Genomic DNA, 22,832 nt, shown 5'->3' with positions numbered 1-22,832 from the left:
GTTGCCAACAGAATGCTCCCTTTCCATCCCACTTTACAGCAGCTATTGTCCGAACAAAAATCTTCCCCCCTACATTTTGCAGCCATTTATGATGAAATCACCCTAAAATGTGCAGAAATAAGTGGCTTTAAGGCATTAGCCTATCAATCTTTCCGACACATCATGCCGCAGCAAGCCCCAGGTGGCATCGGCATGATTAACCATGCCCGAACAATCCTCAATGAAATGGAGAAACTTTGCCTGCAAACAAACAGACCTCTTCTGTGTTTGGATGATCCTGGACTGCAAGGCTATGATTTAGAGATCTTTATCTCCAGAATGGAAAATATAGGGGTCGGCGGCTGTACGTTGTTTGATCAACATCCTTGGCCATCTCATGCTACGAATTCCCACATATTGGGCGAATATGAAATGCTCGATCGGGTGAAACGGGTTTTGGATAAACGTCAACAATCAACCCTGCTAGTCGCTGGAACCCATATCGGTAACCAGCAAACAGGTTCTATGGAGCAAAAAATCGAACGATTGCAGCTGCTGGCTGAAACCGGGGTTGATATGATTTTGGTGCAATCTCCGCAATCGGTTGAGGAATTACGTTTATTCGCGAGCCAAATTCCCTTATCTTGCCTTGTGCTGATGCCCAGTATTCCCGAATCATTTTCTTATAATTTCCGCATCCTTCAACAAATCGGCTATGCAGCCGTTTGTTGCATCAACACGCCCTTCCTGCATATGGTGCAAATATTGCAAGAAACCTATGAAACCTTATATAATCACGAAATTCCCCTTATAACCGGTGATGCGATTGACCTGTCACAAGATATTGTCGATAGCATGACCGAGGCACCTGGGACTCAAGCACCTGCACACGCCCGTCAGCAATGGGTTGAAAATATGTTGAAGAAAAAGCTGTAGAAAAATTGCAGGCAGGAAAATCCCCCTGCCTGCACACTCCCTCTACGAAGATATCTTTCTTGATTTAACTAGTTGCCACAGGAAGGGCATGGTTAACATCGCTAAGGTTGTTTTCAAGATGGTGGCTAACCAAAAAGGCTGCAACCCCACTTGATAAGCAAAAGTCAAAGAATCGACCAGCCCCAAAGCTTTTGGGTTTAAAATAATCAGCCAAGTTAAGCCAGAAATGAATATAATCACATGTCCTGCCGTCATCATCAACAGAGCAGGAAGGATTTTCCTATCCCAGCCACGTTCGGCCATATAGCCCACCACATAAGCGGCAAGCAAGAAACCAACCAGATATCCACCTGTTGGCCCCATTAAATAGGCGGGCCCTGCCCCAGACGCAAACACGGGCAATCCCGCCAATCCCTCAAGCACATATAAAAGGATGGTGGCAACGGCCAAACGTCTCCCCATAAAAGCGGCTAAGGTCAATATCACATAAGTTTGCATAGTCATTGGCACAGGCCATAAAGGCACTTGGATTTTTGCAGAAACCCATAATAATAAAGAACCGGTAATAGCCAAAATAGCCTGGCGTACAAAGGATAAAGATGGGGTAGCTGGCCATAAGGTTTGCGATAAAGTTGACATGGGAAGTTGTACAGCGGTCATGCGAGTTGATCTCCTTGAACAAATATAAATTGATCGCGTTTTAATAAAATTTTTTATGTAACCAATCAGCTGAAGCGCAGCCTACAGAAAATTCGGCAGGTTGACAAGGGTTGGTATGGTTGAATTATTCTGAATTTATATTATCTTGATGCAGACAATGTTTTTTATTAGGAGGGCTGGCAAATAACCTTACAACCCATCAACCTAGAAATGGCCCTTTATGGGCAATGGGCTAATAACCGCTTATTTCAGGCTATTCAATCCGTTCCTGCATCTTTATATCACCAAAATTGTGACCTTCCTTACCATTCTATCCATGGAACTTTAAATCATCTGATCGCTGCCAACCAATTATGGCAATTCCGCCTGACCGGAACTGGCAATATACCTCCCAGTCTTACTCACATTTTTCACAAGCAATTTGAGGAAGTGGCTGAATCCCTTAAGAATATGGACGTTTTTTGGATCGATTTCCTCTGTAATCAATCAGCATCCTGGCTTGATGATGAATCTGCCTTTACCCTACAAGATGGCCGATCTTTTCATTTTCCCAACCAATTGCTTTTAGCGCATTTTTGGAATCACCAATCCTTGATCCGCGGACAATTGCAAACAGTTTTACAACAACAAAAAGTACCTTGCTTGCCTTTGGAGATGATAACGTATTTGATGGAAAATGGGTTGAGCAAATAAAAAACCACCGCCAACTTCTTGATGCTAATTCAAATACTTAATACTTTATCCGCTGATATACCGTTTGATATCTTATTGCGGTGCTAAGAAATGCCTTAAAACAGGCCCAACCTCAGCGGCAGGTAATGTTTCTTGGATCGTTTTAAAGATAAGCGTGATGGAATAACAAACTTTATCCGGGGGCATAGTCGGATCAGAAAAATTAAGAGTGAAATTCGGATCATTTGTAGCATAAATGGTATCCATCACATAGCGTAGACGTTCTCGCGCCCATACAGGATCTGGCTTTGGTTGAGGATTTTTGATGGATGTCTCAATAACTTTACCCATGGTATCTACCATTATTTTCCGATTGAACATACGAACAATACGAATGGCTCTATTTCCTTGGCGATTAATCAAGGCCGGACAAGATTCTAGATGTTGCGCTTTTATCTCATCCACGATCAGCAAGAATTGGTTAGCAAACTCAATCACGCTTTCATCGCTGGCTTGAGCTACATATTGATCAACATAGGTTTGCATTAATTGGTTGATACGGGTTTCAGCCGCCTCTAAATCCGGCCCTTTATTCTTAATAATACGTAAATCCTGAACGAATTGTTCACGAATCTCCGGATGCTGTCCCAGCAATAATTTTACCACCGGAAATTTATCAATCTCGGCTTCCACATTATCTTTGGTATTTGTTGGAAAATAAAAAAATAAGATAAAACTGGTTGCAAATATTGCACCCAATATTAATAGCCAAGTTCTTTTTTTCTGCTTGGGTTTGGTGATAGTCAAAGTTTAATCCATTTTTCTAATGGTTGAATTACAGAAAACGAAATAATCTATTCCGGCGTCAGCATATATCTGAAAACAGCGCCGACCTCATTAGCGGGTAATGTTTCTTGAATAGTTTTATAGATGAGTGTCTCGGAATGGCATATATTCTCAGGCTTTATACTCGGATCATCCAATTCAAAAGTAAAATTTGGATCATTTTTTGCATCAATGGCATCCCATACTTGTTGCAAGCGCGCTTCTGCCCATTCAGGGTCAGTTTTTGGCTGAGGATTTTTAATGGCCGTTTCAACAATCCTTCCCATAATATCCAACATTTTTTTTATACTGGAAATACTAACGATATTTCCTATTTTTGGTAACCGCCCATTAATAAAATCAGGGCAGGATTCCGGGCTATTTTTCCTGATTTCTTCTATAATAGATAAGCGTTGTTCAACAAAGCTTATGATGCTTTCATCACTGGCCTGAGTAATATATTGACCAAAATAGGTTTGAATTAATTGGCCTTGACGTAATATAGCAGCATTATAATCCGGGTCATGATTATCAATAGTAATTGCATCCAGAATGAATTGTTCACGAAGCTCAGGGTGCTGCCCGAGTAGCAGTTTTACCACTGGAAACCTATTAATTTCTGCTTCAACACTGCTTTTTGTGCTTGGAGAAAAATATGAAATTGAAGCCTTTGCAATTGCTATGGCAAATGCTATGGCAAAAATGAAAAGCCATGATCTTTTCTTTTTATTAGTTTTTATGTCAACCATATAATGATGTTCCTTCTTTAAACACCTTTAATTAAGCAACAAGCTCTCGTTAAAAAAATTAGGCCCTGAAATCCAGGGCCTATTTGATAGCAGCAAAATGGTATTTTTACCTACATCTTACATATTGCTGAGGGAACCGAACATAGCACGGAAAACAGGTCCTACCTCTTCTTGGGGCAGAGTCTCTTTAATCGTCCGGTAAATCAAGGCAACGGAATGGCAAATTTGATACGGAGCCGTATTCGGGTTAAAAAAATCAGCTGTAAAATTTGGATCTTTTTTATCAAAAATTACCTGCATTGCTTTCATCAAGCGCGGCTGAGCCCATTCTAAGGTCGGTTTTGTTTGAGGCGTTCTAATACCCGTTTCGATGACCTTTGCCATAGCATCTAACATTTTATTCGTGATGGCATGATCAATGCTACTAGGGGCCACACCCCCTTGTCCGCCAATAAATTCCCTGCAAACGCCGGGATTTTTAACTTTAACATCATCCAAAATGGCTACAAACTGGTCTACAAACCCAATGACACTTTCATTGCTTGCTTGGGCGGCGTACTTACCAAAATAATCTTGGATCAGGGCATTCAACCGTAATTGCGCTGCAGCCCCCTCTGCCCCGCCTTTTACAGCCAAGCTAATATCAGCCGTTAATTGCGGACGAATTTCCGGATGCTTATCTACTAGTAATTTAAAAGCAGGAAGCTTATCAAGCTCTCTTGAGATATCGATAGGTTGTTGTGCATAAGCACCAGCAGAAACAAAAACCAATCCGATCATTAAAGCAGTTTTCTGGGAAAACGCCGCCACAACCTTTGTGAACTTGAACAAAATGTCCTCCTTACTATAATAACTATCATACCAATTTTATAAAAATATTTTTCGCAGCCAAGGTATATGAGTTGTTCCCCTAAGTCAATCAAGCTTATCAGCTAAATCTCTTTTAAGTAGCGTCATTTTTTGCCGTTTTTTGCTGGTCTGACCATTTCAAAATAGGGTTACGTGCAGCTGTTGTTTCATCCAACCTGCGGCGTGGGGTAAAGATGGGGGCATTTTTAAAAGAATCTAGTGATTCTTGTTTTTTAGCTATTTGCGCCAACCCTTCCATACTGGCAATAAATTGATCAAGACTTGCCAAACTTTCCGTTTCCGTCGGTTCCACCAGCATCGCGCCATGAACAACCAACGGGAAATATACCGTCATCGGATGGAAGCCTTCATCAATTAAGGCTTTAGCAAAATCCAGGGTAGTAACCCCCGTGTCTGCCAAGAAATTATCGCTGAATAACGCTTCATGCATACAGGTGCCGGAAAAAGCGGGGGACAGGGTTTTTTCCAGACAAGCGCGGATATAATTGGCATTTAATACTGCATCCCCGGACACCTGCCACAAACCGTCCGCCCCATGGCTTAAAATATAGGTTAAAGCACGAATAAACATACCCATTTGTCCATGAAATGCTTTCAAACGCCCCAAGGAATTTGTGCCTTTTGCATTTTCTACCAACTGATATTGGCCCGCCCGCAATTCAATGTAGGGAACGGGGGCAAAAGATGCCAGTGATTGGGCAAGCACCACCGGCCCGCTGCCGGGTCCGCCACCGCCATGTGGGGTTGAAAATGTTTTATGCAAATTAATATGCATACAATCAATCCCTAGATCTCCTGGACGGACGCGGCCGACGATTGCATTAAAATTTGCCCCGTCACAATATAAATAGCCGCCAATTTTATGGATATCTTTGGCAATTTGCACGATCTCCGTTTCAAATAACCCGCAGGTATTGGGATTGGTAATCATAATCGCCGCCACATCGCGCCCTAATTTAGCCCGGAATGCTGCAAGATCTATCGTTCCTTGGGGGTTGGCAGGGATGGGATCAACCTGAAAACCGCAAGCCGCCGCCGTGGCCGGATTGGTTCCATGGGCTGATTCAGGCACCAGCACCCGCAGGCGTTTCTCCTGGCGATGGTCAAGCGCCGCCCGAATAGCCATCATACCACATAATTCACCATGCGCCCCTGCAGCTGGCGGCATGGCGACAGCAGCCATTCCCGTTAACTGGCGCAACCAATCCGCTAATTGATAGATGACAGTTAAGGCGCCCTGGATTGTCTCAAATGGCTGAAATGGATGAATATCCCCTAACCCTGGTAGCCGCGCCATTTTCTCATTTAAACGGGGATTATGCTTCATGGTACAAGATCCCAAAGGGAAAATCCCCGCATCGATGGCGTAATTCTTTTGGCTTAAACGAGTATAATGCCTCATAATTTGGGGTTCTGATAGACCCGGCAATCCTATCCGGCGATGGCTTAATAAATTACCTAAATGATTCTTTGATAAATCAACGGCCGGAAAATCCACGCCACTGATGCCCGGATTATCCTGTTCGAAGATCAGCTGCTCTTCTAACTTCAACCCCTGGTTGCCACTAATGGTTGGGGATGTTTTTTTCGTTATGTTAGTCATTTAAAACTTTCCTTAATACTTTTGCAAATGACTCAATTTCATTTTCGGTGTTCATTTCGGTAGCGCATATCAACAACACGCGGCTAAGTTCTAATTGCCGGCCATAAAAACGGGTCATAGGGATCCCTCCCATAATTCCATGGCTTGCCAAACGATCCACGGTTATTTTTGCTGATTTGGGCAAGACAACGGTAAATTCGTTAAAGAATGTTTTATTAATAATGCTCACACCCCTGATCTTGCCAATTTCACTTGCCAGCAAACTGGCCCGAGCATGATTGGTTTCGGCCAACCTTCGGAACCCAACTTCTCCCAGTAAGGATAAATGAATGGTAAAGGCCAACGCACACAAACCAGAATTGGTACAGATATTGCTGGTGGCCTTTTCCCGACGGATATGCTGTTCCCTGGTTGATAGGGTTAACACCCATCCGCGTTTTCCATCCGCATCCGTTGTTTGCCCTGCTAATCGCCCGGGCATCTGCCGGATATATTTCTCGCGGGTGGCAAACAACCCAACATAAGGACCGCCAAAAGATAAGGCATTCCCCAATGATTGGCCTTCTGCTACCACAATGTCAGCACCCATTTCGCCAGGGGATTTCAGTAATCCCAAAGAAATGATTTCGGTCACAATCACAATCAGCAGCGCGCCTTTTGCCTGGCAAGCTTTAGCAAGTTCGGTAAAATCATGTAAATTGCCAAAAAAATCCGGCGTTTGCACAACAACGCAAGAAATCTGGTCATGAATCATTTTGGTTAATTTTTCTTCCCGACCAATCACCATGGGTTCAGAAGCCACTTTAAATCCGCCAAAACGGGCATGCGTTTCAATAACCGCCAAATAATGGGGATGAACCAGGGAAGATACGATAACCTCTTGCCGTTTGGTAATCCGGTTGGCCATCATCACAGCTTCAGCGGCCGCCGTTGACCCATCATACATGGAGGCATTGGCCACCTCCATTCCCGTTATCATGGCCACTTGGGTTTGAAATTCAAATAAATACTGCAATGTCCCTTGTGCCAATTCCGGCTGATACGGGGTATAGGAAGTTAAAAATTCCCCGCGTTGGATCAAATGGTCGACGGCTGCCGGAATATGATGGTTGTAAGCGCCCGCACCCAAAAACATTGATGCTTTCGTGGCCCCGATATTTTTGGCCGCCAACGCTGTCATATGCCGCTCTACTTCCATTTCCCCTTGATGGTGAGGAAGATCCAGAGGTTTTTTCAGCCGGACAGCGGCAGGGATGTGGTTGAATAAATCATCCACCGAAGCAACACCAATCTTTGCCAGCATGCGCTGGCGGTCAGCATCTGAAATAGGTAAATACCGCATTAGGAAAGCCCTTTAACAAAATTTTGATATGTTTTTAAATCCATCAGGCCAACTAGTTCTTTAGGGTTAGATAGGCGCAGCCTAACAAACCAACCCTTACCGGTTGCATCCTCATTCACGGTGGCGGGCTGGTTAACCAAGTCTTGGTTAACCGCAAGAACTTCGCCGCTGACTGGGGCATAGACTTCACTAGCGGCTTTCACAGACTCCACAACCGCCATGTCTTTGCCTTTGATAACTTTTTTACCTACAGCTGGCAATTCCACAAACACAACATCGCCCAATTGCTTTTGGGCATAATCGCTAATACCCACAATGCCGATGTCTTTTTCAACGACGATCCACTCATGTTCAGAGGTAAAATAAGTTGTTTTCGACATAATGAAATCCTTTCTGACAGTTATTAAGGGATGTAAATTAAAGGCGATAATACCGATGGGGAACAAACGGTAAAGCCGTGATTATGGCTGGAATTTTTTGCTCGCGCACTTTCGTCCATAAAGGGGTGGATGGTTCGCTGTATTTTGCCTCCACATATCCAAGGGCAATCGGTTTATTGAGGGTTGGCGAGAAAGTCCCACTGGTCACTTCCCCAACAATCTTTCCTTCCTTATCTATTATAGGATTACCATGACGCGCAGGCAACCTGCCCTCCAAAGACAAGCCAACCAATTTTTTTGCAGGTACCATAGCTAATTGTTTGAGAATAACCGCTTCACCCACGAATCCACCCTGCAAACGCCGGGCTTTTGAAACCACCCATTCTAATCCGGCCTCAATGGGCGTGGTCGTTTTGGAAATATCTTGGCCATGTAAACACAGCCCTGCTTCTAAGCGCAAGGTATCACGGGCCCCTAACCCAATGGGGTTAACCTCGGGAAACCTTAAGATAAGTTCGGCTAAAGATAACACATTTTTATCAGCCACTGAAATTTCGAACCCATCTTCACCCGTATATCCTGACCGCGAAATCATGCAGGGAATGGAAGCCAAACTGACCGATCGGTATCCCATAAAAGGCAACGTTGTCAAATCAGCCCCTAACCGTTGCAGAATTTTTGCCGATAATGGCCCTTGCAAGGCGAGTAAAGAAACATTTTCCAGTAATTTTACTTGGCAATGTTTGCCCAAATATTTCTCAAGTAATTCATAATCAGCTTTTTTATTTGAGGCATTGACTACTAAATGCAGATGGTCACCCCCATGGGCAACAATCAAATCATCTTCAATGCCGCCCTGTGCATTAGTCAGAACGGTATAACGCTGGCGCTGGGGTTTTAATATTTGAATATCGCTGGGCACTAATGTCTCTAGCAATTTCGCTAATTCTTGAACCGGCTTCCCCAGCAATTGGATTTGACCCATGTGCGATACATCAAATAATCCCACTTTATCACGGGTATGCTGATGTTCAGCCATAATGCCAGTTGGATATTGTACCGGCATAGAATATCCGGCGAACGGCACCATTTTAGCGCCAAGTTCGACATGTAAGGCATAAAGGGCGGTTTTTTGCAAATCAGAAGGTAAGGTCATGTGATCCATCTTTCCCATATTTTTCAGGCAACAAGAGACAGCCTATCTGCTGCCAATTGCCCCCTCTGTCGGGAAACCTGAAAGATTCGCCGGAGCCATCAATGCCTGATCCGGGTTACCTCGTCGGTGAGGGTGCTGCCCTACTTTCCAGAGTTCCTCAAAGCTGCGGTCCTTTTGCCTGAAAGTTTCCGGGGCGGTTGCTCCTTCGGCGTCATGACACATGATCTCTTCCGCTAGGCTTTTTTATCTGTCTTAGGATTGAAGGAATTTTCACCAGCCGTCAAGCCCCTGTGGGAAAAACAGGGGGAAACAGGCAAAAAGTGCAAAAAAGCTAAGGCTGAATAAAACGATGTTTTTTTATTCAGCCTGCTTCATCAACCAAAACTAAGGTTGTCCAGTTATTTTTTTAGGAATAAAAATTTCCACACGCCGATTTTGTTGGCGCCCATCTGGGTTGTCTTTACCATTTGGCAATTTATTGGGTGCAACCGGCTGGCGTGCACCCTGCCCTATGGTTGTAATTTCCGCCTCATTTTCAAGATTATCCGTCAACCAATCTTGAACGGTTTCCGCCCGCTGTTCCGATAATTTTTGGTTATAACTATCCGTGCCAATCGAATCGGTATGACCCTCCACACGAATGGTCGTGACATTCCGGTGATTAAGAAATTCCGCAAGCTTTTCTAAAGTTTCCTGAGCGGAAGCCCGCAAGGTTGCCTTATTAAAATCAAACAAGATATCCCCCAATACTTGGATTTTTAGTTCGGTATCGGTTTCCGTGATTTTAATGCCGCTATTACCCTGCTCTAATTTGTTGATGTCATTCGCTAAATCCGAGGCAGAATTGGCAACATCACTACTGCTGCCAGCAATCTCAGTAATGCTAGTCGTGACCGAACTTATACTCTCAACGATATCTGAAATACGCCGCTCTGCGCCCTTTGGTATGGCGACTAAAGTTGGATCTTCGCCGGTGTCATCCACCGTTTGCGCCCACGCCAAATTTGACCCTAGAAACCCCGCCAACAGCAGGCCTATAAATAGCAAGCGTTTCACTGGCTAATCCCCCCAAACACGCGTGGTTATATAAAATATCAAAGCAGCCTTTAGCTATTTCGTGATTGGAACACCTTCAAAAGGCTCGCTAACACCTTCTATATATACATCAATCTTGGTCACCGTGGCAGGGGGGGCCGGAAACCGCACCCACATTGTATATTCTTTGCCCGCCGGTACAATCACTTCATACCCGTGTTTGCGACCAAGGGGATATCCACCTGCTTGTAATACACGATATTGTTTTTTCCCGGGAAGATCGAGTAATGTAACTTCCTGTGCTAATTCATAATTAGCACGCGGATCTAAATCAATGGCTGTATCTGTTGTGTTAATGTAAGACCAACGCAAGGTAACCGTATCAGATGCTGTACGTTTTAATTCGGTGATTTTAACCATAATACCTGGGATTTTTTCATACTCATGTATGGCCGGTTCCGCCACCGCCGGTTGAGTGGTAGGTGTTGGTGGAGTCGTTGGCATTTGCGCCACGGCACTTAAGGTCCAACCCAGACCTACAAAACTACTGACTAATAAAACAAGGGGTGTCTTTAACATCTTCATATCCTTTTTCATACTTGCTTGTCGTTCATTCAAAATAATTTATGATTAATTCATTTGAGCTTGCGGCAAGAGAGTAACATTTTTTTAAGAAATACCCTAATACTTTTTAAAACCTGCCTATTCCCAGCGTTATTGATCTGACTGCAAGTTTAAGCGCTGTAATTCGGCCTCGTTCAACATCAAACCAATGACCACATAGTAATCACTGGGTGCATAGGTGCTGGTGATCACCAATTTCTGTTCTAACAGATCTTCAATGCCCATGAAAGGCTTACCTTTTGCAAATGTTACCCTGGCCACCACCGCTTGTTTGGATAAAATTTGTTCTTGCGGATCAACGATGGCCACAAAATATTGGAATTCAACGGGGTTGTTTTTGTTGACTTTGCCTTCTTCCACCGCAATTCGCAACGTAATATTGGCGGTGACCTCATTGCCTTTTTTTGAACATGTAATCGCGGTTGGCACAATTTTGGCAACATAGGTAATGTCAGATAAGTTTTGGATATTTCCCGCATAGCGGGTGATAGAGGACGTTTCCACAGGTACCCGTATTTGTGGGCATAGATCCTCCTCAACTTTAGTTTTGGGAGAAGAACAACCGACTAACCCTGCTATCATCACCGTTGAAAGAAAAAATCCTAAACCTGTTTTGGAAAAAATGGACGCCCTATTGTCTTGCATATGTATCTCGCCCTAAAAGAAAATACCCCGAATTAATATCATAATTGTCCTTCGAGATTACGATAATAGGATAAGATAAAGCAACCAAAATAAAAGAAAAGAAAATCAGGGATTAAGCTGTTTATCTTGATTTTTAATCTATGGCTTGCGGGAATAGAAATCAATCACTATGATGGCCCTGTTTTTGCTAAGGCAATATATTTTAAATTACCAACCAACCCCACGAGGATCCCATGAAGAAACGTCCCCTAACCATTATGTTGGCTTCGCCACGAGGTTTTTGTGCAGGGGTTGAACGCGCGATCCAAACCGTTGAACGGGCTATCAAAGAATATGGCCCACCCGTATATGTCCGGCATGAAATTGTCCATAACCGTTTTGTAGTGGAATCACTCGAGGCGAAAGGTGCTATTTTCGTAGAAGAATTGGATGATGTGCCCAGCAATCGTCCCGTGGTGTTTTCAGCGCATGGGGTACCAAAAGTAGTGCCAGCCCAAGCAGAAGAAAGAAAGATGATTTATTTAGATGCCACTTGCCCGTTGGTTAGCAAAGTACACCGGGAGGCCGAGCGGCATTATCAGGTTGGCAGACATATTTTGTTGATTGGCCATAAAAGCCATCCAGAAGTCATTGGTACCATGGGACAATTGCCCAATGGCTCCATCACCTTGGTGGAAGGCCCATTGGATGCTGAAAAAATTAAAGTTCCGGCTGGGGAGTTAGCCTATACTACACAAACCACTTTATCGGTCGATGAAGCTGCCGCAACCATTGCTGTTTTAAAGCGGCGTTTTCCCAAAATTTATGGCCCCAAAAAGGAGGATATTTGTTACGCCACCACCAATCGTCAACAAGCAGTGAAGGCCGTCGCGCCTTCTTGCGACGCTTTTATCGTGATTGGCGCTCCTAACTCGTCAAATTCCATGCGGTTGGTTGAAGTGGCAAAATCGGCAGGCTGCCCGAAAGCAACCTTGGCGCAACGCGCCGCCGATATTGATTGGACATGGTTGGCGGACACCAAACGTTTAGGTATTTCGGCAGGTGCATCCGCCCCAGAAATTTTGGTGGAAGAAGTGATATCGGCCTGCCGGGAACATTTTACGGTTTCTATTGAAGAAGTGAAAGTCACGGAAGAACATGTCCACTTCAAACTTCCCCGGACGATGAATGGATAAGGAAGTTCGGTAATTACTATTCATCATAAATATATATTAATGCTTATCTTGTCTGCCAAACAATAAAAACCCAGCCAGAAGCTGGGTTTTTTACTATCAGCAAACGAAACTGTTTTTAAAAAATGTACTGTTTATTGCTGATAGATATCGCAGCTATTTCCTTCTCTATTACTTTTTAATATCCATGATAGGAAAATACCATTATTAAAACAAACAAAGCCGTTCATTGAAAAGGTTGATTGTGGCAGCGAAATCTTTAGAAAACCCTGAAAACTGTATTGAAATTTTTACGGACGGTGCTTGCCAAGGCAATCCGGGCCCAGGCGGATGGGGTGCCATCCTGCGGTATGGTTCCTATGAAAAGGAATTATGGGGAGGCGAGCTGCAAACCACCAATAACCGCATGGAATTAATGGCCCCTATCCAAGCCTTAACAGCCCTTACCAAAAAACTGCCTGTTCGTTTATATACAGATAGCCAATATGTTAAGAAAGGCATTACCGAATGGATAAAAACCTGGAAGAAACAGAATTGGCAAGGCAGTCATAAAAAACAGGTAAAGAATCTGGATTTGTGGCAAAAGCTTGACCAACTGAACCAACAGCATCAAGTTACCTGGCATTGGGTTAAAGGCCATAGCGGCCATCCCGAAAACGAACGGGCGGATGAGCTGGCACGTAAAGGACTAGAAGAATTAGGCTTAGGGCTAAAATTTTCTAAGGAAAATGATTAGCCCCTTTTCAAAAATTCCTAGGCAATAGCTTTATCGCAAATAATCCCTAACCATTCCCACATGTAATAAAACCGGCAATACTAATCCTTGCGGATATTGTTGGTTATACACCACATTCATGGGAATGCCGAACCGATTAAATTTTTTGAGGTAAGCTAAAATTTTTTCATCAGGCCTTGTCCAATCCGCCTGCATCGCGACCACATGATCTTGGGACATAGCTTTAATAATATCAGCATCCTTAAGGACCAATTGTTCATTCGCGAGACAAGTCAAACACCAGGCAGCCGTCACATCAACAAAAACTGTTTTTCCTTGCCTGACAAAGGCATCAATTTTTTGTTCATCAAATTCCTGCCAATTAGCCCCGAGGTTTGGCAATGTTTTAACCTGGTAAGGCGCTCCATAGCCAACAGCAACCAACCCCAATAAAATCCCGGCCAAATAAATCCTGGTAATAAGCTGACGATTTTTTAAAAACCCATATTGTTTTGCCCCAAGGACTCCTAACCCTGCCACCAATAAAAGGCTAATCAGAAAAACCCAAGATGAATCTAAAAGCTGGCTTAATACCCATATCAGCCACCCGCTGGTGAGCAACAGCAATACCCCCATCCCTATTTTCAAATAAATCATCCAACGGCCTGGTTTAGGCAGAAACCGGGTGATGGCGGGAAATAAGGCAATCAAGATATAAGGGGATGCCAAGCCAATCGCCATGGCCACAAAAATTAAAAACAGGATGGGCAGGTCTTGCGTCAGGGCAAAACCAATTGCCGTGGTTACAAAAGGGGCTGAACATGGGGTCGCTAATAAAGTGGCAAGAAACCCCGTGAAGAATGCTTGCGGCAAAGAAGGATTTTTCGGGTGTTGACCCATTTTTGGTTGGGTGGAGCCTAATAATTTACCGGCTACAGCAGGCAAAGATAGTTCAACCCAACCCCACAAAGACGCTGCAAAAAAGGTTGTAAGAGCCGCCAACAAAATAAGGAAAACTGGTTCCTGGAATTGGATACCCCATCCCAAGGATTGGCCTGATAATTTAATAAAAGCTAAGAAGGTGGCTAATAATATAAACGAGGCGATAATTCCAGCGCTGGTCATCAGAAAGGATAACCTGGTTTGGTTGCGCGTTTGTAGCCCTTGTTGCAAAAGCCCAAAGAATTTCAATGAAAGTACCGGTAACACACAAGGCATCAAATTTAAAATAGCACCCCCCAATAAAGCTAACAGCAAAAAATACCAAATATCAGGAGTTGATGGGACCTTCCCTCCCTCATCAAGGATAATCAAATCTTGGACATTCAAAAGGATTTCGATGGCTGTTTGCCCGGCAGGTAACACCGTCAACAGCATGGGGCCATTATTCGGCAAAAATGCTGGCTGACCGCTGATAGGATCCACAACCGGCACGATCAACTGGATCCTGCCTTGGCCTAAAATCGTTATTTGGGGAAGGCCGGAGATAATCGTCCCCTTGATCTCGGCAATCATATCTAATGTTTCTATAGGAATTGGTGATTCATCAATCCAGCTGATGACCAGTTGATCCCCTGCGGATTTTCTCTGAACGGTCGTTCCCAAGATTTTGATGGCTGTTGCTGCCAGCGGCTTCGGCAACAAACGCTGAAAATTTTCAAGCAAACCGGCTGCTTCAATATCAAATAAGGGGCCATCCGTTGCCAGTAAAGTTAGCTGCAGCTCCTCCAGGTAAGGAATACAAATATCTTTGCAAATCATATATTCCACTTGCAAAATAAGGGTGGATGGTTTCGCCGGATTTTGCGGTACCCATGCGATGGGGAAAACAACGTGTTGTTGATAGCCGAATGTATCAAACCCTAATAGATGGTGGCGTTGGGGTGTCGGCCATTGCAATTGCATTGATTGGACATTATCAGATTTTCCCCAATCAATTGTGGGCGGCAACCCTGCAGCCCCCGGCATCCGCCAGTAGGTTTTCCAACCATCTGCCAGCTTTATTTCTAGCCCTAATTGCCACATTCCCGCCTTATCGGGATCAACCATACTGGCCAATAGACGAACCTGGCTATAAGCTTGGCTTTGCCATTCTGTTGTTAAAGCGATGGCTTGACTAGAACATACTATCCCAGCCAGCCAACTAAGAATGCAATATTTTTTCATCATATGCCACGTTATTTCTTCTGTTTCCAATCAATGGAACCTATGTGTACCTTTTGCTTGAATACCCAATATATCCTTTTTTCATGATAAGTGATAGATCATTGCTGCTTTCGGGAAAATTAATATCTCAAGTAAAATTATTTGCCCTGTTTTATTTGCCAATTCCTGCTAATTTATCATATAGTGCTGTGGATCCATCCCTTTATGTTATATAGGCTACAGATGGTCCGCTTTTAACGTAACAATCATTTATAGGCCCCGCGGTTATGGGGTGTTTAAAATCGGGAGCGCGATGAAATACCTAAATACCAATGGTTATTTAACAGGCCAATTATTGGTGGCTATGCCCCAGATCCAAGACAACCGTTTTAACCGCAGTGTCGTATATATGTGCGTCCACAATGACCAAGGGGCCATGGGCTTGATTATTAACCGTTTGGTGGGTTCAATTTCTTTTCGTGAGATTCTTCAGCAATTGGGGATCAAAGATGAAGGATCCCGCGATACACCTATTTATTTTGGCGGCCCCGTTGAAACAAGTCGCGGTTTTGTCCTGCACAGCCTTGATTACCAAGAAACTGGCACCATCCTTGTCAATAAGCATTTCGGGATAACGGCGTCCCTCGATCTTTTAAAACTTATTGCCACCAACCAAGGTCCCAAGAATTATTTATTAGCTTTGGGATATACCGGCTGGGGCGCCCACCAATTAGAAAAAGAACTCCAAGAAAATAGTTGGTTAGCGACCCCAGGCGATGAAGGCATTATCTTTAGTCCCATCAATTTGGATGAAAAATGGGCGTTATCGCTTGGGAAGCTAGGAATTTCTGTCAGTCAGCTTTCTTCCGATTATGGCCATGCCTAATGCGTTAAAAGAATCGTTTCTGGATTGCTTCATAACTCTCTAAATTTTTAGCAGCCCCACCTAAAGCCGTAAAAGTTAGGGGTGTCGACAAAATTTTTCCCAGCAATTTTTCCAAATCTGTTTTTGTAATTTGTAACAAACTTTTCTTAATGGATTGAGGGTCAAGGGGCTGGTTATAGGTCAAAATCTGCTGGGCAATTTGTTCGCAACGTGCCCCAACGCTTTCTTGGGCAATTTTCATGCCCGCAAATAATTGTCGCCTTGCCCTTTCAATTTCTTCTTCCGTCATATTTTGAGTTAATTTAAGCATTTCTTGGCAAATAATTTCTAAAGTTCCTGCTGCATTTTGAGTGCTGGTACCAGCATAAACACCAAATAATCCTGCATCCGTGTATGAAGCACTAAAACTATGAATATTATAGGCTAGCCCCCTTTTTTCACGAACTTCCTGAAAAAGCCGTGAGGACATGCCACCCCCTAGAATCCCGGTCAACAACTGTAACGCATAAAAATCAGGTTCATGACAATGGGGTGCTGAAAAACCAATGACCAAGTGGGTTTGCTCAGCAGACTTTTTAATACGGCGATCCCCCCCAACATACCTACCAGGAATAAAGGGTTTGGCAGGCGTTTCTGCTAAATGATCAAAAGATTGCCTCACCATTTCAACAAATTTTTCGTGATCAACTTTACCAGCTGCAGCCAATAAAAGGTTGGGGGCTGCGTAATGTTTTTGGTAATAATCCTGCACATCTTGGCGCGTAATTTTCTGGACAATTTTGCCATTACCTAAAATTGGCAACCCCAAAGGCTGCCTAGGATAAGCCGCTTGTTGAAAATAATCTAAAACGATATCATCAGGTGTGTCTTCTACCTGTGCCAATTCTTGGATAATAACAGTTCGTTCCCGCTCCAATTCTGCCTGTTCAAAAGTAGAATTTTGTATAATATCGGCCAGAATTGATAAAGCCAATGGCGTTTCCTCTGCCACCAGCCTTACATAATAGGCCGTTTGTTCTCGGGCCGTATACGCATTCATATGCCCACCGACATTTTCAATTTCGATAGAAATATCCCGTGCAGAACGGCTGGTGGTGCCCTTAAACATCATATGTTCTAACAAATGGGCGATGCCATTTAATTTAGCAGGTTCATGACGGGTACCAACATTTGCCCAAACCCCTACCGCTACCGTTTCCACATGCGGCATTGTATCCGTGACAATCCTTAATCCGTTCGGCAAGGTTGTTAATTTAATGTGTTTTGCAAAAGCTGGAGAAAAGGGTTTAGGGGTCATGAGGTGATGTAATTCCTAAGATAACGAATTCAAATATCGCTGCTGCAGATGTTTTTTGAAAGATTTGGTTGTTAAACCCGTACCGGTTGCCTGCTCAAGGATTTGATTGGTTGAATAAACAGACGCTTTTTGATGCACTTGCGTACGTAACCAATTCCGAAAATCCCCAAATTGTCCTTTGACAATCTTTTCTTTTAGGGAAGGAATTTGCTTGAGCGCCGCCTCAAATAATTGGGCAGCCATCAAGGCCCCTAAACTATAGGTAGGAAAATATCCAAAAGACCCTTCATACCAATGAATGTCCTGCAAACAGCCTTCTCGATCAGAGGTTGGCACAACCCCTAATAGATTGTGCATTTGTTCATTCCATATATCAGGAATGTCAGCAACCTCTAGCTGGCCGCTTATCAAACCTTGTTCCATATTGTACCGTAAAATAATATGCAGCGGGTAAGTAACCTCGTCCGCCTCCGTCCTAATAAAACTAGGCCGCACATAGTTGCTCATCTGATATAAATGATCAAAGCGCCATTTATCATACGGGGGTAATAATTTTGGTTGTAAAAAAGCGGCCAGGAAATCCCAAAATTCTTGCGTTTGACCGACCTGCTTTTCCCAGATTAAAGACTGGCTTTCATGCAAGGCCATACCGCGTGCCCAACCAACCGGTTGATAACGCCAAGCCTCTGGCAACCCGTGCTCATAAAAGGCATGGCCAATTTCATGGATAGCGCCCATCAATCCGGATAAAAAATTAGTCTCTTCAAAATGGACAGCCACCCGCAGGTCATCCATACTGCCTGAGGAAAAAGAATGCAGGGTGCTATCCAGCCTACCACTCTTGAAATCAAAAGACATGGCTTGGATAATTTGCCGTATAATCTGGATTTGGTTACCAACCGCCATTTTCGGATTTTCAGGCAGTTTATTATTCTTTTGCTTAGCAGTCACCTGCTTCACGAAATTCGGCAAAAAAGATTGCAAATCCTGAAAAATGGGATTGAGCTGTTTCATCGTCAAACCAGGCTCATATTGATTAAGCAAGGCATCATATGGCTCGCAATCCAATTTTTCAGCTTTTATCATGGCCTTTTCGCGTGTCAAGGCCACCAGCATCGTCAATTCTTCTTGAACAATCGAAAAATCGCCTTGTTGTTTGGCCAAACGCCATTTTTTTTCGCATCTATTACTACTCAACGCTAGTTTATTAACCAAATCCCCAGGCACCGCAGCAGCATGGATCCAATGGCGTTTCATCTCAAGAATGTTAGCTTGTTGCCAATTGGTTAGTTTTTCTTTTGCAGCCGCTGCCTTTTCCAGCAATCCTTCCATTTCCGGTACCGTCAATTGCTGATGCAATTTTACTTTTAAGAAAGCTAACTGTTCCCCCCTGCCCCCAGATGCATTGAGCGGCATGACCGTATTCATATCCCAATCCAGAAGATTGATAATCTCTTGTAATAAAGATATTTCTCGAAAACTTTTTTCTAACTGATGGTAACTTTTTAAATCGTCGTTCATATCATCCTATTCAATCACGCTGGCTTTACTTTGGTTGTTTCAGGTAGGGATGAAAATAATACAGAAGACCCACAAGTAGCGCCAGCAATAACCAGGTTAAGGCATATTCCAAATGATTGTTGGACAATTCAAGGGGGGTTTGCCCGCCGACTGGAAATCCGCCCGGCACCGCTTTATCATCAATATCCATATACAATAAAAAGGGGATATAATGGGGTATTTTGGCATAATTGATCATGGCTGGTAGATCAACCCATACCCACGTATTTTTCTCCGAAATATTGTTTGGGACAAACAACCCTTGCTGCATCCCCGGGCGCAAAATCCCCTCAATGGTGACAATTCCTCTCATCATTCCTGCCGAACGGGTGGCGGGATCTTTTTTATGCGCCGGTACCCAGCCCCGGTTGACAATAATAGCCAAACCATTTTCTAAATAAAATGGTACGAACACATTAAATCCAGCCCCCCCCTGGCGCGAGCCCGCCACCAAATATATTTCTTGTTGGTGGTCAAAACGTCCCGTCAATTGGCTCCGACGGAAAGATAAATCTGGCACTGATGGCGCAACGATAGGCCAGGTCAAAGGCGGCATGGCTAATTTATCTTGACGTTCGGTAATCAGACTTTCTTTCCAAATTAGCCGATAAAATTGCCAGCCTGATAGCCCCAAAAAAACAGCCACAAACACCAACACCAGCCATAAAGGAATGGAACGGTCCGTTTTCATGAAGATATCTCATCGTCGAAAGCTTGGGGATGATACCTATATTGGTAAGCTATCAATACTGATTTTGCTGGACGCAGTAACCCCAAAGCCATCACGATAATCACGGGAAACCAAACAACATAATGCACCCATAAAGCCGGTGAAGCAATTTCTTCCAGCAGCCAGGCAAGGCACGCGACCACTGCCCCAATTATAAAAATTGAGAAGAAAGCCGCCCCATCCCCATTTTCCGCATTTCGTAGGTTTAATCCGCAATTTGGGCATTGCGCTTGCAATTGAAGAAACCCTTGGAACAATTTAGCTTGACGGCACCTAGGACAACGGCACCCAATGCCTTGCAGAAAAACAGACCCGCCCGGTGTGGTTGTCCTCATATGTTCTAATGCCCCCCCGAAATACCGGATCCAGCAATATATACAGAAACAAACAAAAATAACCATACAACGTCTACAAAATGCCAATACCAAGCTGCCGCTTCCAAGCCAAAATGCTTTTCAGAGGTAAAATGGCCTTTATAAGCACGGAAAAAGCACACGATCAGAAAGATTGTCCCTATCATCACATGGGCACCGTGGAAACCGGTAGCCATGTAGAAAGTTGTGGCATAAATCCCTTCACGGAACCCGAAAGTAGCATGGCTATATTCATAAACTTGGACTACCGTAAAAAACAAACCTAGGATGATGGTTGCTCCCAACCCCTGTAAAAGCCCTTTGCGATCACCCTCGAGCACGGCATGATGCGCCCAGGTGATGGTTGTACCCGACAAAAGCAGGATCAAGGTATTCATCAAAGGCAATTCAAAAGGGTTAAAGGTTTGGATTTCTTTAGGCGGCCATATATGCCCGATTGCCTCGGTCGGAAATAAGCTGGCGTTAAAATATGCCCAAAAGAAGGCGGCAAAAAACATAACTTCCGAAGCAATAAATAAAAGCATGCCATACCTCAAGCCAATCTTCACCACATCGGTATGGGCATGTTCTACAACGGATTCATGGACAACATCGCGCCACCATAAAAACATGGTGAGCAGAACCATAGCCCCGCCAGCATACAGAACCCAAGGGGTTACCTGACGCATGTAAAGCAAAGCTCCAACCGCGAGTAAGCCAGCCGCAAATGCTCCCATAATCGGCCATGGGCTAGGATTAACCAGGTGATAAGGATGTTGACGAGAATTGCTGGTCGGGTGTAACTGGCTCATGGATAAACCTCTTTTGCAGGGGTTGGGGGTTGAGAAAGTTGGGAAGTCGATTGTACACCGTCAGGTGCGCGGAAAAAAGTATAGGACAGCGTGATGGTTTTTACATCAACCATATCGGGATCATTTAAAAATTCTGGATCGATGTAAAAGCTAACCGGCATATCCACCGATTGATGGGCATGCAATGTTTGCTGATCAAAGCAAAAACAAGCAATTTTATAAAAATAACGACCGGCTTTATCAGGCGTTACATTGAAAGTGGCTTGCCCTGTTATTGCTTGATTGGCAAGATTGGTAGCCTGATAAAAGGCCAATTCGGTTTCCCCGATGACCACCTGCATGTGCGACTGCACGGGTGCAAATTTCCAAGCCAACGAAGGATCTGTATCCGCGTTGAAACGGATGGTTAGAAGCCTGTTTGCAAAATGAGGATGATTGGCGTTGTCTATTGCCCGTTGCGGCGTTCCCCCAAAACCGGTTACTTGGCAAAACAACCTATATAAAGGAACGGATGCAAAACTTAAGCCAATCATCGCCATAACCAGGCCACTTAAAACAAATCCAGTTCTGCGGTTTTTATGATTAGTCATAAGAGGCAATTTTCTATCCTGACATTTTTATGACGGTGATCCAGTAAATTAATACCACCATAAATCCAAGTATTGTTAACAAAAATAAATTCTTGCCGCGTTGCCTAACCGGCAATTTTGCAGGCGAATTCTTCTGCTTTACTGAAAAGGTAGAAACCATTTTTCACCTAAAATAATAGTCAATAATTAAGGCAATGAATAATATAAAAAGATACAATATAGAAAAGGAAAAAGATTTTTTAGCAATCCGGTGGTCATCTTTCCACAGCAACTTAATGGCCTCCGAGAACCATATCAATCCTGACATTAAGGCAGTGACCCCATAAAAAATACCGGTTTCACCCAACAACCATGGCATGATGGAGATAGTAATCAATAATATGAGATACCCGACGATATTCAAACATGTGACGAAACGACCCCGCACAACCGGTAACATGGGAATGCCTGCGGCCTTATAATCATCTGAACGGTATAAAGCCAATGACCAAAAATGCGGTGGCGTCCAAAGAAAAATAATCAAGAACAACAGGATGGGTAATAGTTCTATCCGACCGGTAACTGCCGCCCACCCGATCAATGGTGGAAAAGATCCGGCTGCCCCGCCAATGACAATATTTTGAGGCGTGCGACGCTTCAACCAAACCGTGTAAATAAAAATATAGAACAAACTGGCTGCCGCCAACAAGCCTGCCGCCAGCCAATTCGTGGCAAGCCCCATTACCATAAAGGAAAATATATTTAAAATTATCCCTAACGCTAACGCCTCAGATGGTGGAATAACGCCACGCACAAGCGGCCGCTGCTGGGTGCGCTTCATCAAACGGTCTAGATCTTGTTCGTACCACATGTTAACGGCGGCAGCGCCCCCTGATGACAGAGCAATACATAAGATAGCCACTAAGGCCATGAACGGATGAATAAACCCCGGGGCAATCACCAAGCCTGCAACACCAGTAAAGACCACCAACGCCATCACCCGTGGTTTCAGCAAAGCCAAATAATCACGAACCGAACCTGAATATCGATCCGCATTCAGGTAAGCAGACGGCATCTTATTTATGGAAGCTGGTATACCCATTTTCTAATGAACCTA

The 22,832-nt window shown here is 43.9% G+C and carries 25 protein-coding genes and 1 riboswitch; of the genes, 5 read left to right on the top strand and 20 right to left on the bottom strand.

Features of this window, described 5'->3' with window-relative positions; translation table 11 throughout:
* Positions 1 to 12: 12 nt before the first annotated feature.
* A complete protein-coding gene (locus IPP67_05000; GenBank protein MBL0338529.1) occupies positions 13 to 915 on the top strand; it encodes an isocitrate lyase/phosphoenolpyruvate mutase family protein in 903 nt (300 codons plus the stop codon).
* 42 nt (positions 916 to 957) lie between these two features.
* Here the strand turns inward: IPP67_05000 and IPP67_04995 are convergent, their stop codons facing one another.
* A complete protein-coding gene (locus tag IPP67_04995; GenBank protein ID MBL0338528.1) occupies positions 958 to 1,575 on the bottom strand; it encodes a biotin transporter BioY in 618 nt (205 codons plus the stop codon).
* 210 nt (positions 1,576 to 1,785) lie between these two features.
* Between IPP67_04995 and IPP67_04990 the strand changes: the two genes are divergently transcribed.
* Entirely contained in the window at positions 1,786 to 2,268 is a 483-nt protein-coding gene (locus tag IPP67_04990; protein ID MBL0338527.1) for a hypothetical protein, read from the top strand.
* A 72-nt stretch (positions 2,269 to 2,340) separates the two neighbouring features.
* Here IPP67_04990 and IPP67_04985 read toward each other — a convergent pair whose 3' ends face one another.
* From IPP67_04985 to IPP67_04940, 10 genes are all read right to left on the bottom strand, one after another.
* Positions 2,341 to 3,054, bottom strand: coding sequence for a hypothetical protein (locus IPP67_04985; protein ID MBL0338526.1), 714 nt, complete (start codon positions 3,052 to 3,054; stop codon positions 2,341 to 2,343).
* A 47-nt stretch (positions 3,055 to 3,101) separates the two neighbouring features.
* Entirely contained in the window at positions 3,102 to 3,821 is a 720-nt protein-coding gene (locus tag IPP67_04980; GenBank protein MBL0338525.1) for a hypothetical protein, read from the bottom strand.
* A gap of 117 nt (positions 3,822 to 3,938) precedes the next feature.
* A complete protein-coding gene (locus tag IPP67_04975; GenBank protein ID MBL0338524.1) occupies positions 3,939 to 4,652 on the bottom strand; it encodes a hypothetical protein in 714 nt (237 codons plus the stop codon).
* 112 nt (positions 4,653 to 4,764) lie between these two features.
* Positions 4,765 to 6,294 (bottom strand): aminomethyl-transferring glycine dehydrogenase subunit GcvPB, encoded by a 1,530-nt coding sequence (gene gcvPB / locus IPP67_04970; GenBank protein MBL0338523.1) that lies wholly within the window; start codon positions 6,292 to 6,294, stop codon positions 4,765 to 4,767.
* Positions 6,287 to 7,636: an aminomethyl-transferring glycine dehydrogenase subunit GcvPA gene (gene gcvPA / locus IPP67_04965; GenBank protein MBL0338522.1), complete on the bottom strand. Its 1,350-nt coding sequence runs from the start codon at positions 7,634 to 7,636 to the stop codon at positions 6,287 to 6,289. Before gcvPA ends, gcvPB begins: the two co-directional genes overlap by 8 nt.
* A complete protein-coding gene (gcvH, locus tag IPP67_04960; GenBank protein ID MBL0338521.1) occupies positions 7,636 to 8,016 on the bottom strand; it encodes a glycine cleavage system protein GcvH in 381 nt (126 codons plus the stop codon). Before gcvH ends, gcvPA begins: the two co-directional genes overlap by 1 nt.
* 37 nt (positions 8,017 to 8,053) lie before the next feature.
* Positions 8,054 to 9,172, bottom strand: coding sequence for a glycine cleavage system aminomethyltransferase GcvT (gene gcvT / locus IPP67_04955; GenBank protein MBL0338520.1), 1,119 nt, complete (start codon positions 9,170 to 9,172; stop codon positions 8,054 to 8,056).
* 156 nt (positions 9,173 to 9,328) lie between these two features.
* Positions 9,329 to 9,415, bottom strand: a riboswitch (glycine riboswitch).
* A 141-nt stretch (positions 9,416 to 9,556) separates the two neighbouring features.
* The gene (locus tag IPP67_04950; protein ID MBL0338519.1) at positions 9,557 to 10,228 is read right to left on the bottom strand and encodes an OmpA family protein; all 672 of its coding nucleotides are present in this window, start codon (positions 10,226 to 10,228) and stop codon (positions 9,557 to 9,559) included.
* Between the two features lie 54 nt (positions 10,229 to 10,282).
* Positions 10,283 to 10,786 (bottom strand): hypothetical protein, encoded by a 504-nt coding sequence (locus IPP67_04945; GenBank protein ID MBL0338518.1) that lies wholly within the window; start codon positions 10,784 to 10,786, stop codon positions 10,283 to 10,285.
* A 135-nt stretch (positions 10,787 to 10,921) separates the two neighbouring features.
* A complete protein-coding gene (locus tag IPP67_04940; protein ID MBL0338517.1) occupies positions 10,922 to 11,476 on the bottom strand; it encodes a hypothetical protein in 555 nt (184 codons plus the stop codon).
* A gap of 233 nt (positions 11,477 to 11,709) precedes the next feature.
* On the opposite strand from IPP67_04940, the gene ispH reads away from it, so the two are divergent.
* Both ispH and rnhA read left to right on the top strand, forming a co-directional pair.
* Complete coding sequence (ispH, locus tag IPP67_04935; protein ID MBL0338516.1) at positions 11,710 to 12,651, top strand: 4-hydroxy-3-methylbut-2-enyl diphosphate reductase; 942 nt, start codon at positions 11,710 to 11,712, stop codon at positions 12,649 to 12,651.
* Positions 12,652 to 12,928: 277 nt separating this feature from the next.
* Positions 12,929 to 13,384 carry a ribonuclease HI gene (gene rnhA, locus IPP67_04930; protein ID MBL0338515.1) on the top strand — a complete coding sequence of 152 codons (456 nt, stop codon included), beginning with the start codon at positions 12,929 to 12,931 and terminating at the stop codon, positions 13,382 to 13,384.
* Positions 13,385 to 13,414: 30 nt separating this feature from the next.
* Here rnhA and IPP67_04925 read toward each other — a convergent pair whose 3' ends face one another.
* Positions 13,415 to 15,559 carry a thioredoxin family protein gene (locus tag IPP67_04925; GenBank protein MBL0338514.1) on the bottom strand — a complete coding sequence of 715 codons (2,145 nt, stop codon included), beginning with the start codon at positions 15,557 to 15,559 and terminating at the stop codon, positions 13,415 to 13,417.
* Positions 15,560 to 15,821: 262 nt separating this feature from the next.
* On the opposite strand from IPP67_04925, the gene IPP67_04920 reads away from it, so the two are divergent.
* The gene (locus tag IPP67_04920) at positions 15,822 to 16,394 is read left to right on the top strand and encodes a YqgE/AlgH family protein (protein ID MBL0338513.1); all 573 of its coding nucleotides are present in this window, start codon (positions 15,822 to 15,824) and stop codon (positions 16,392 to 16,394) included.
* Positions 16,395 to 16,398: 4 nt separating this feature from the next.
* Here IPP67_04920 and IPP67_04915 read toward each other — a convergent pair whose 3' ends face one another.
* Genes IPP67_04915 through IPP67_04880 form a run of 8 tightly spaced genes read right to left on the bottom strand, consistent with a single transcriptional unit; the run spans position 16,399 to position 22,790 of the window.
* Entirely contained in the window at positions 16,399 to 17,691 is a 1,293-nt protein-coding gene (locus tag IPP67_04915) for an insulinase family protein (GenBank protein MBL0338512.1), read from the bottom strand.
* Between the two features lie 15 nt (positions 17,692 to 17,706).
* A complete protein-coding gene (locus IPP67_04910) occupies positions 17,707 to 19,212 on the bottom strand; it encodes a carboxypeptidase M32 (protein MBL0338511.1) in 1,506 nt (501 codons plus the stop codon).
* Positions 19,213 to 19,237: 25 nt separating this feature from the next.
* Positions 19,238 to 19,942, bottom strand: a complete 705-nt coding sequence (locus IPP67_04905) for an SURF1 family protein (GenBank protein MBL0338510.1) — start codon at positions 19,940 to 19,942, stop codon at positions 19,238 to 19,240.
* Positions 19,939 to 20,316 carry a DUF983 domain-containing protein gene (locus tag IPP67_04900; protein ID MBL0338509.1) on the bottom strand — a complete coding sequence of 126 codons (378 nt, stop codon included), beginning with the start codon at positions 20,314 to 20,316 and terminating at the stop codon, positions 19,939 to 19,941. The genes IPP67_04905 and IPP67_04900 overlap by 4 nt, the downstream gene beginning before the upstream one ends.
* A 5-nt stretch (positions 20,317 to 20,321) precedes the next feature.
* A complete protein-coding gene (locus IPP67_04895) occupies positions 20,322 to 21,146 on the bottom strand; it encodes a cytochrome c oxidase subunit 3 (protein MBL0338508.1) in 825 nt (274 codons plus the stop codon).
* Complete coding sequence (locus IPP67_04890; GenBank protein MBL0338507.1) at positions 21,143 to 21,736, bottom strand: cytochrome c oxidase assembly protein; 594 nt, start codon at positions 21,734 to 21,736, stop codon at positions 21,143 to 21,145. The genes IPP67_04895 and IPP67_04890 overlap by 4 nt, the downstream gene beginning before the upstream one ends.
* A 13-nt stretch (positions 21,737 to 21,749) precedes the next feature.
* Positions 21,750 to 21,896, bottom strand: a complete 147-nt coding sequence (locus IPP67_04885; GenBank protein MBL0338506.1) for a hypothetical protein — start codon at positions 21,894 to 21,896, stop codon at positions 21,750 to 21,752.
* A gap of 3 nt (positions 21,897 to 21,899) precedes the next feature.
* Positions 21,900 to 22,790: a protoheme IX farnesyltransferase gene (locus tag IPP67_04880; GenBank protein MBL0338505.1), complete on the bottom strand. Its 891-nt coding sequence runs from the start codon at positions 22,788 to 22,790 to the stop codon at positions 21,900 to 21,902.
* Between the last annotated feature and the right edge of the window lie 42 nt (positions 22,791 to 22,832).

This window comes from Rhodospirillaceae bacterium (genome assembly GCA_016722635.1).
In the GTDB taxonomy this organism is placed as follows: domain Bacteria; phylum Pseudomonadota; class Alphaproteobacteria; order JAEUKQ01; family JAEUKQ01; genus JAEUKQ01.
The sequence above is the reverse complement of the archived record's forward strand: the minus strand, read 5'-3'. Positions and strand labels throughout refer to the sequence as shown.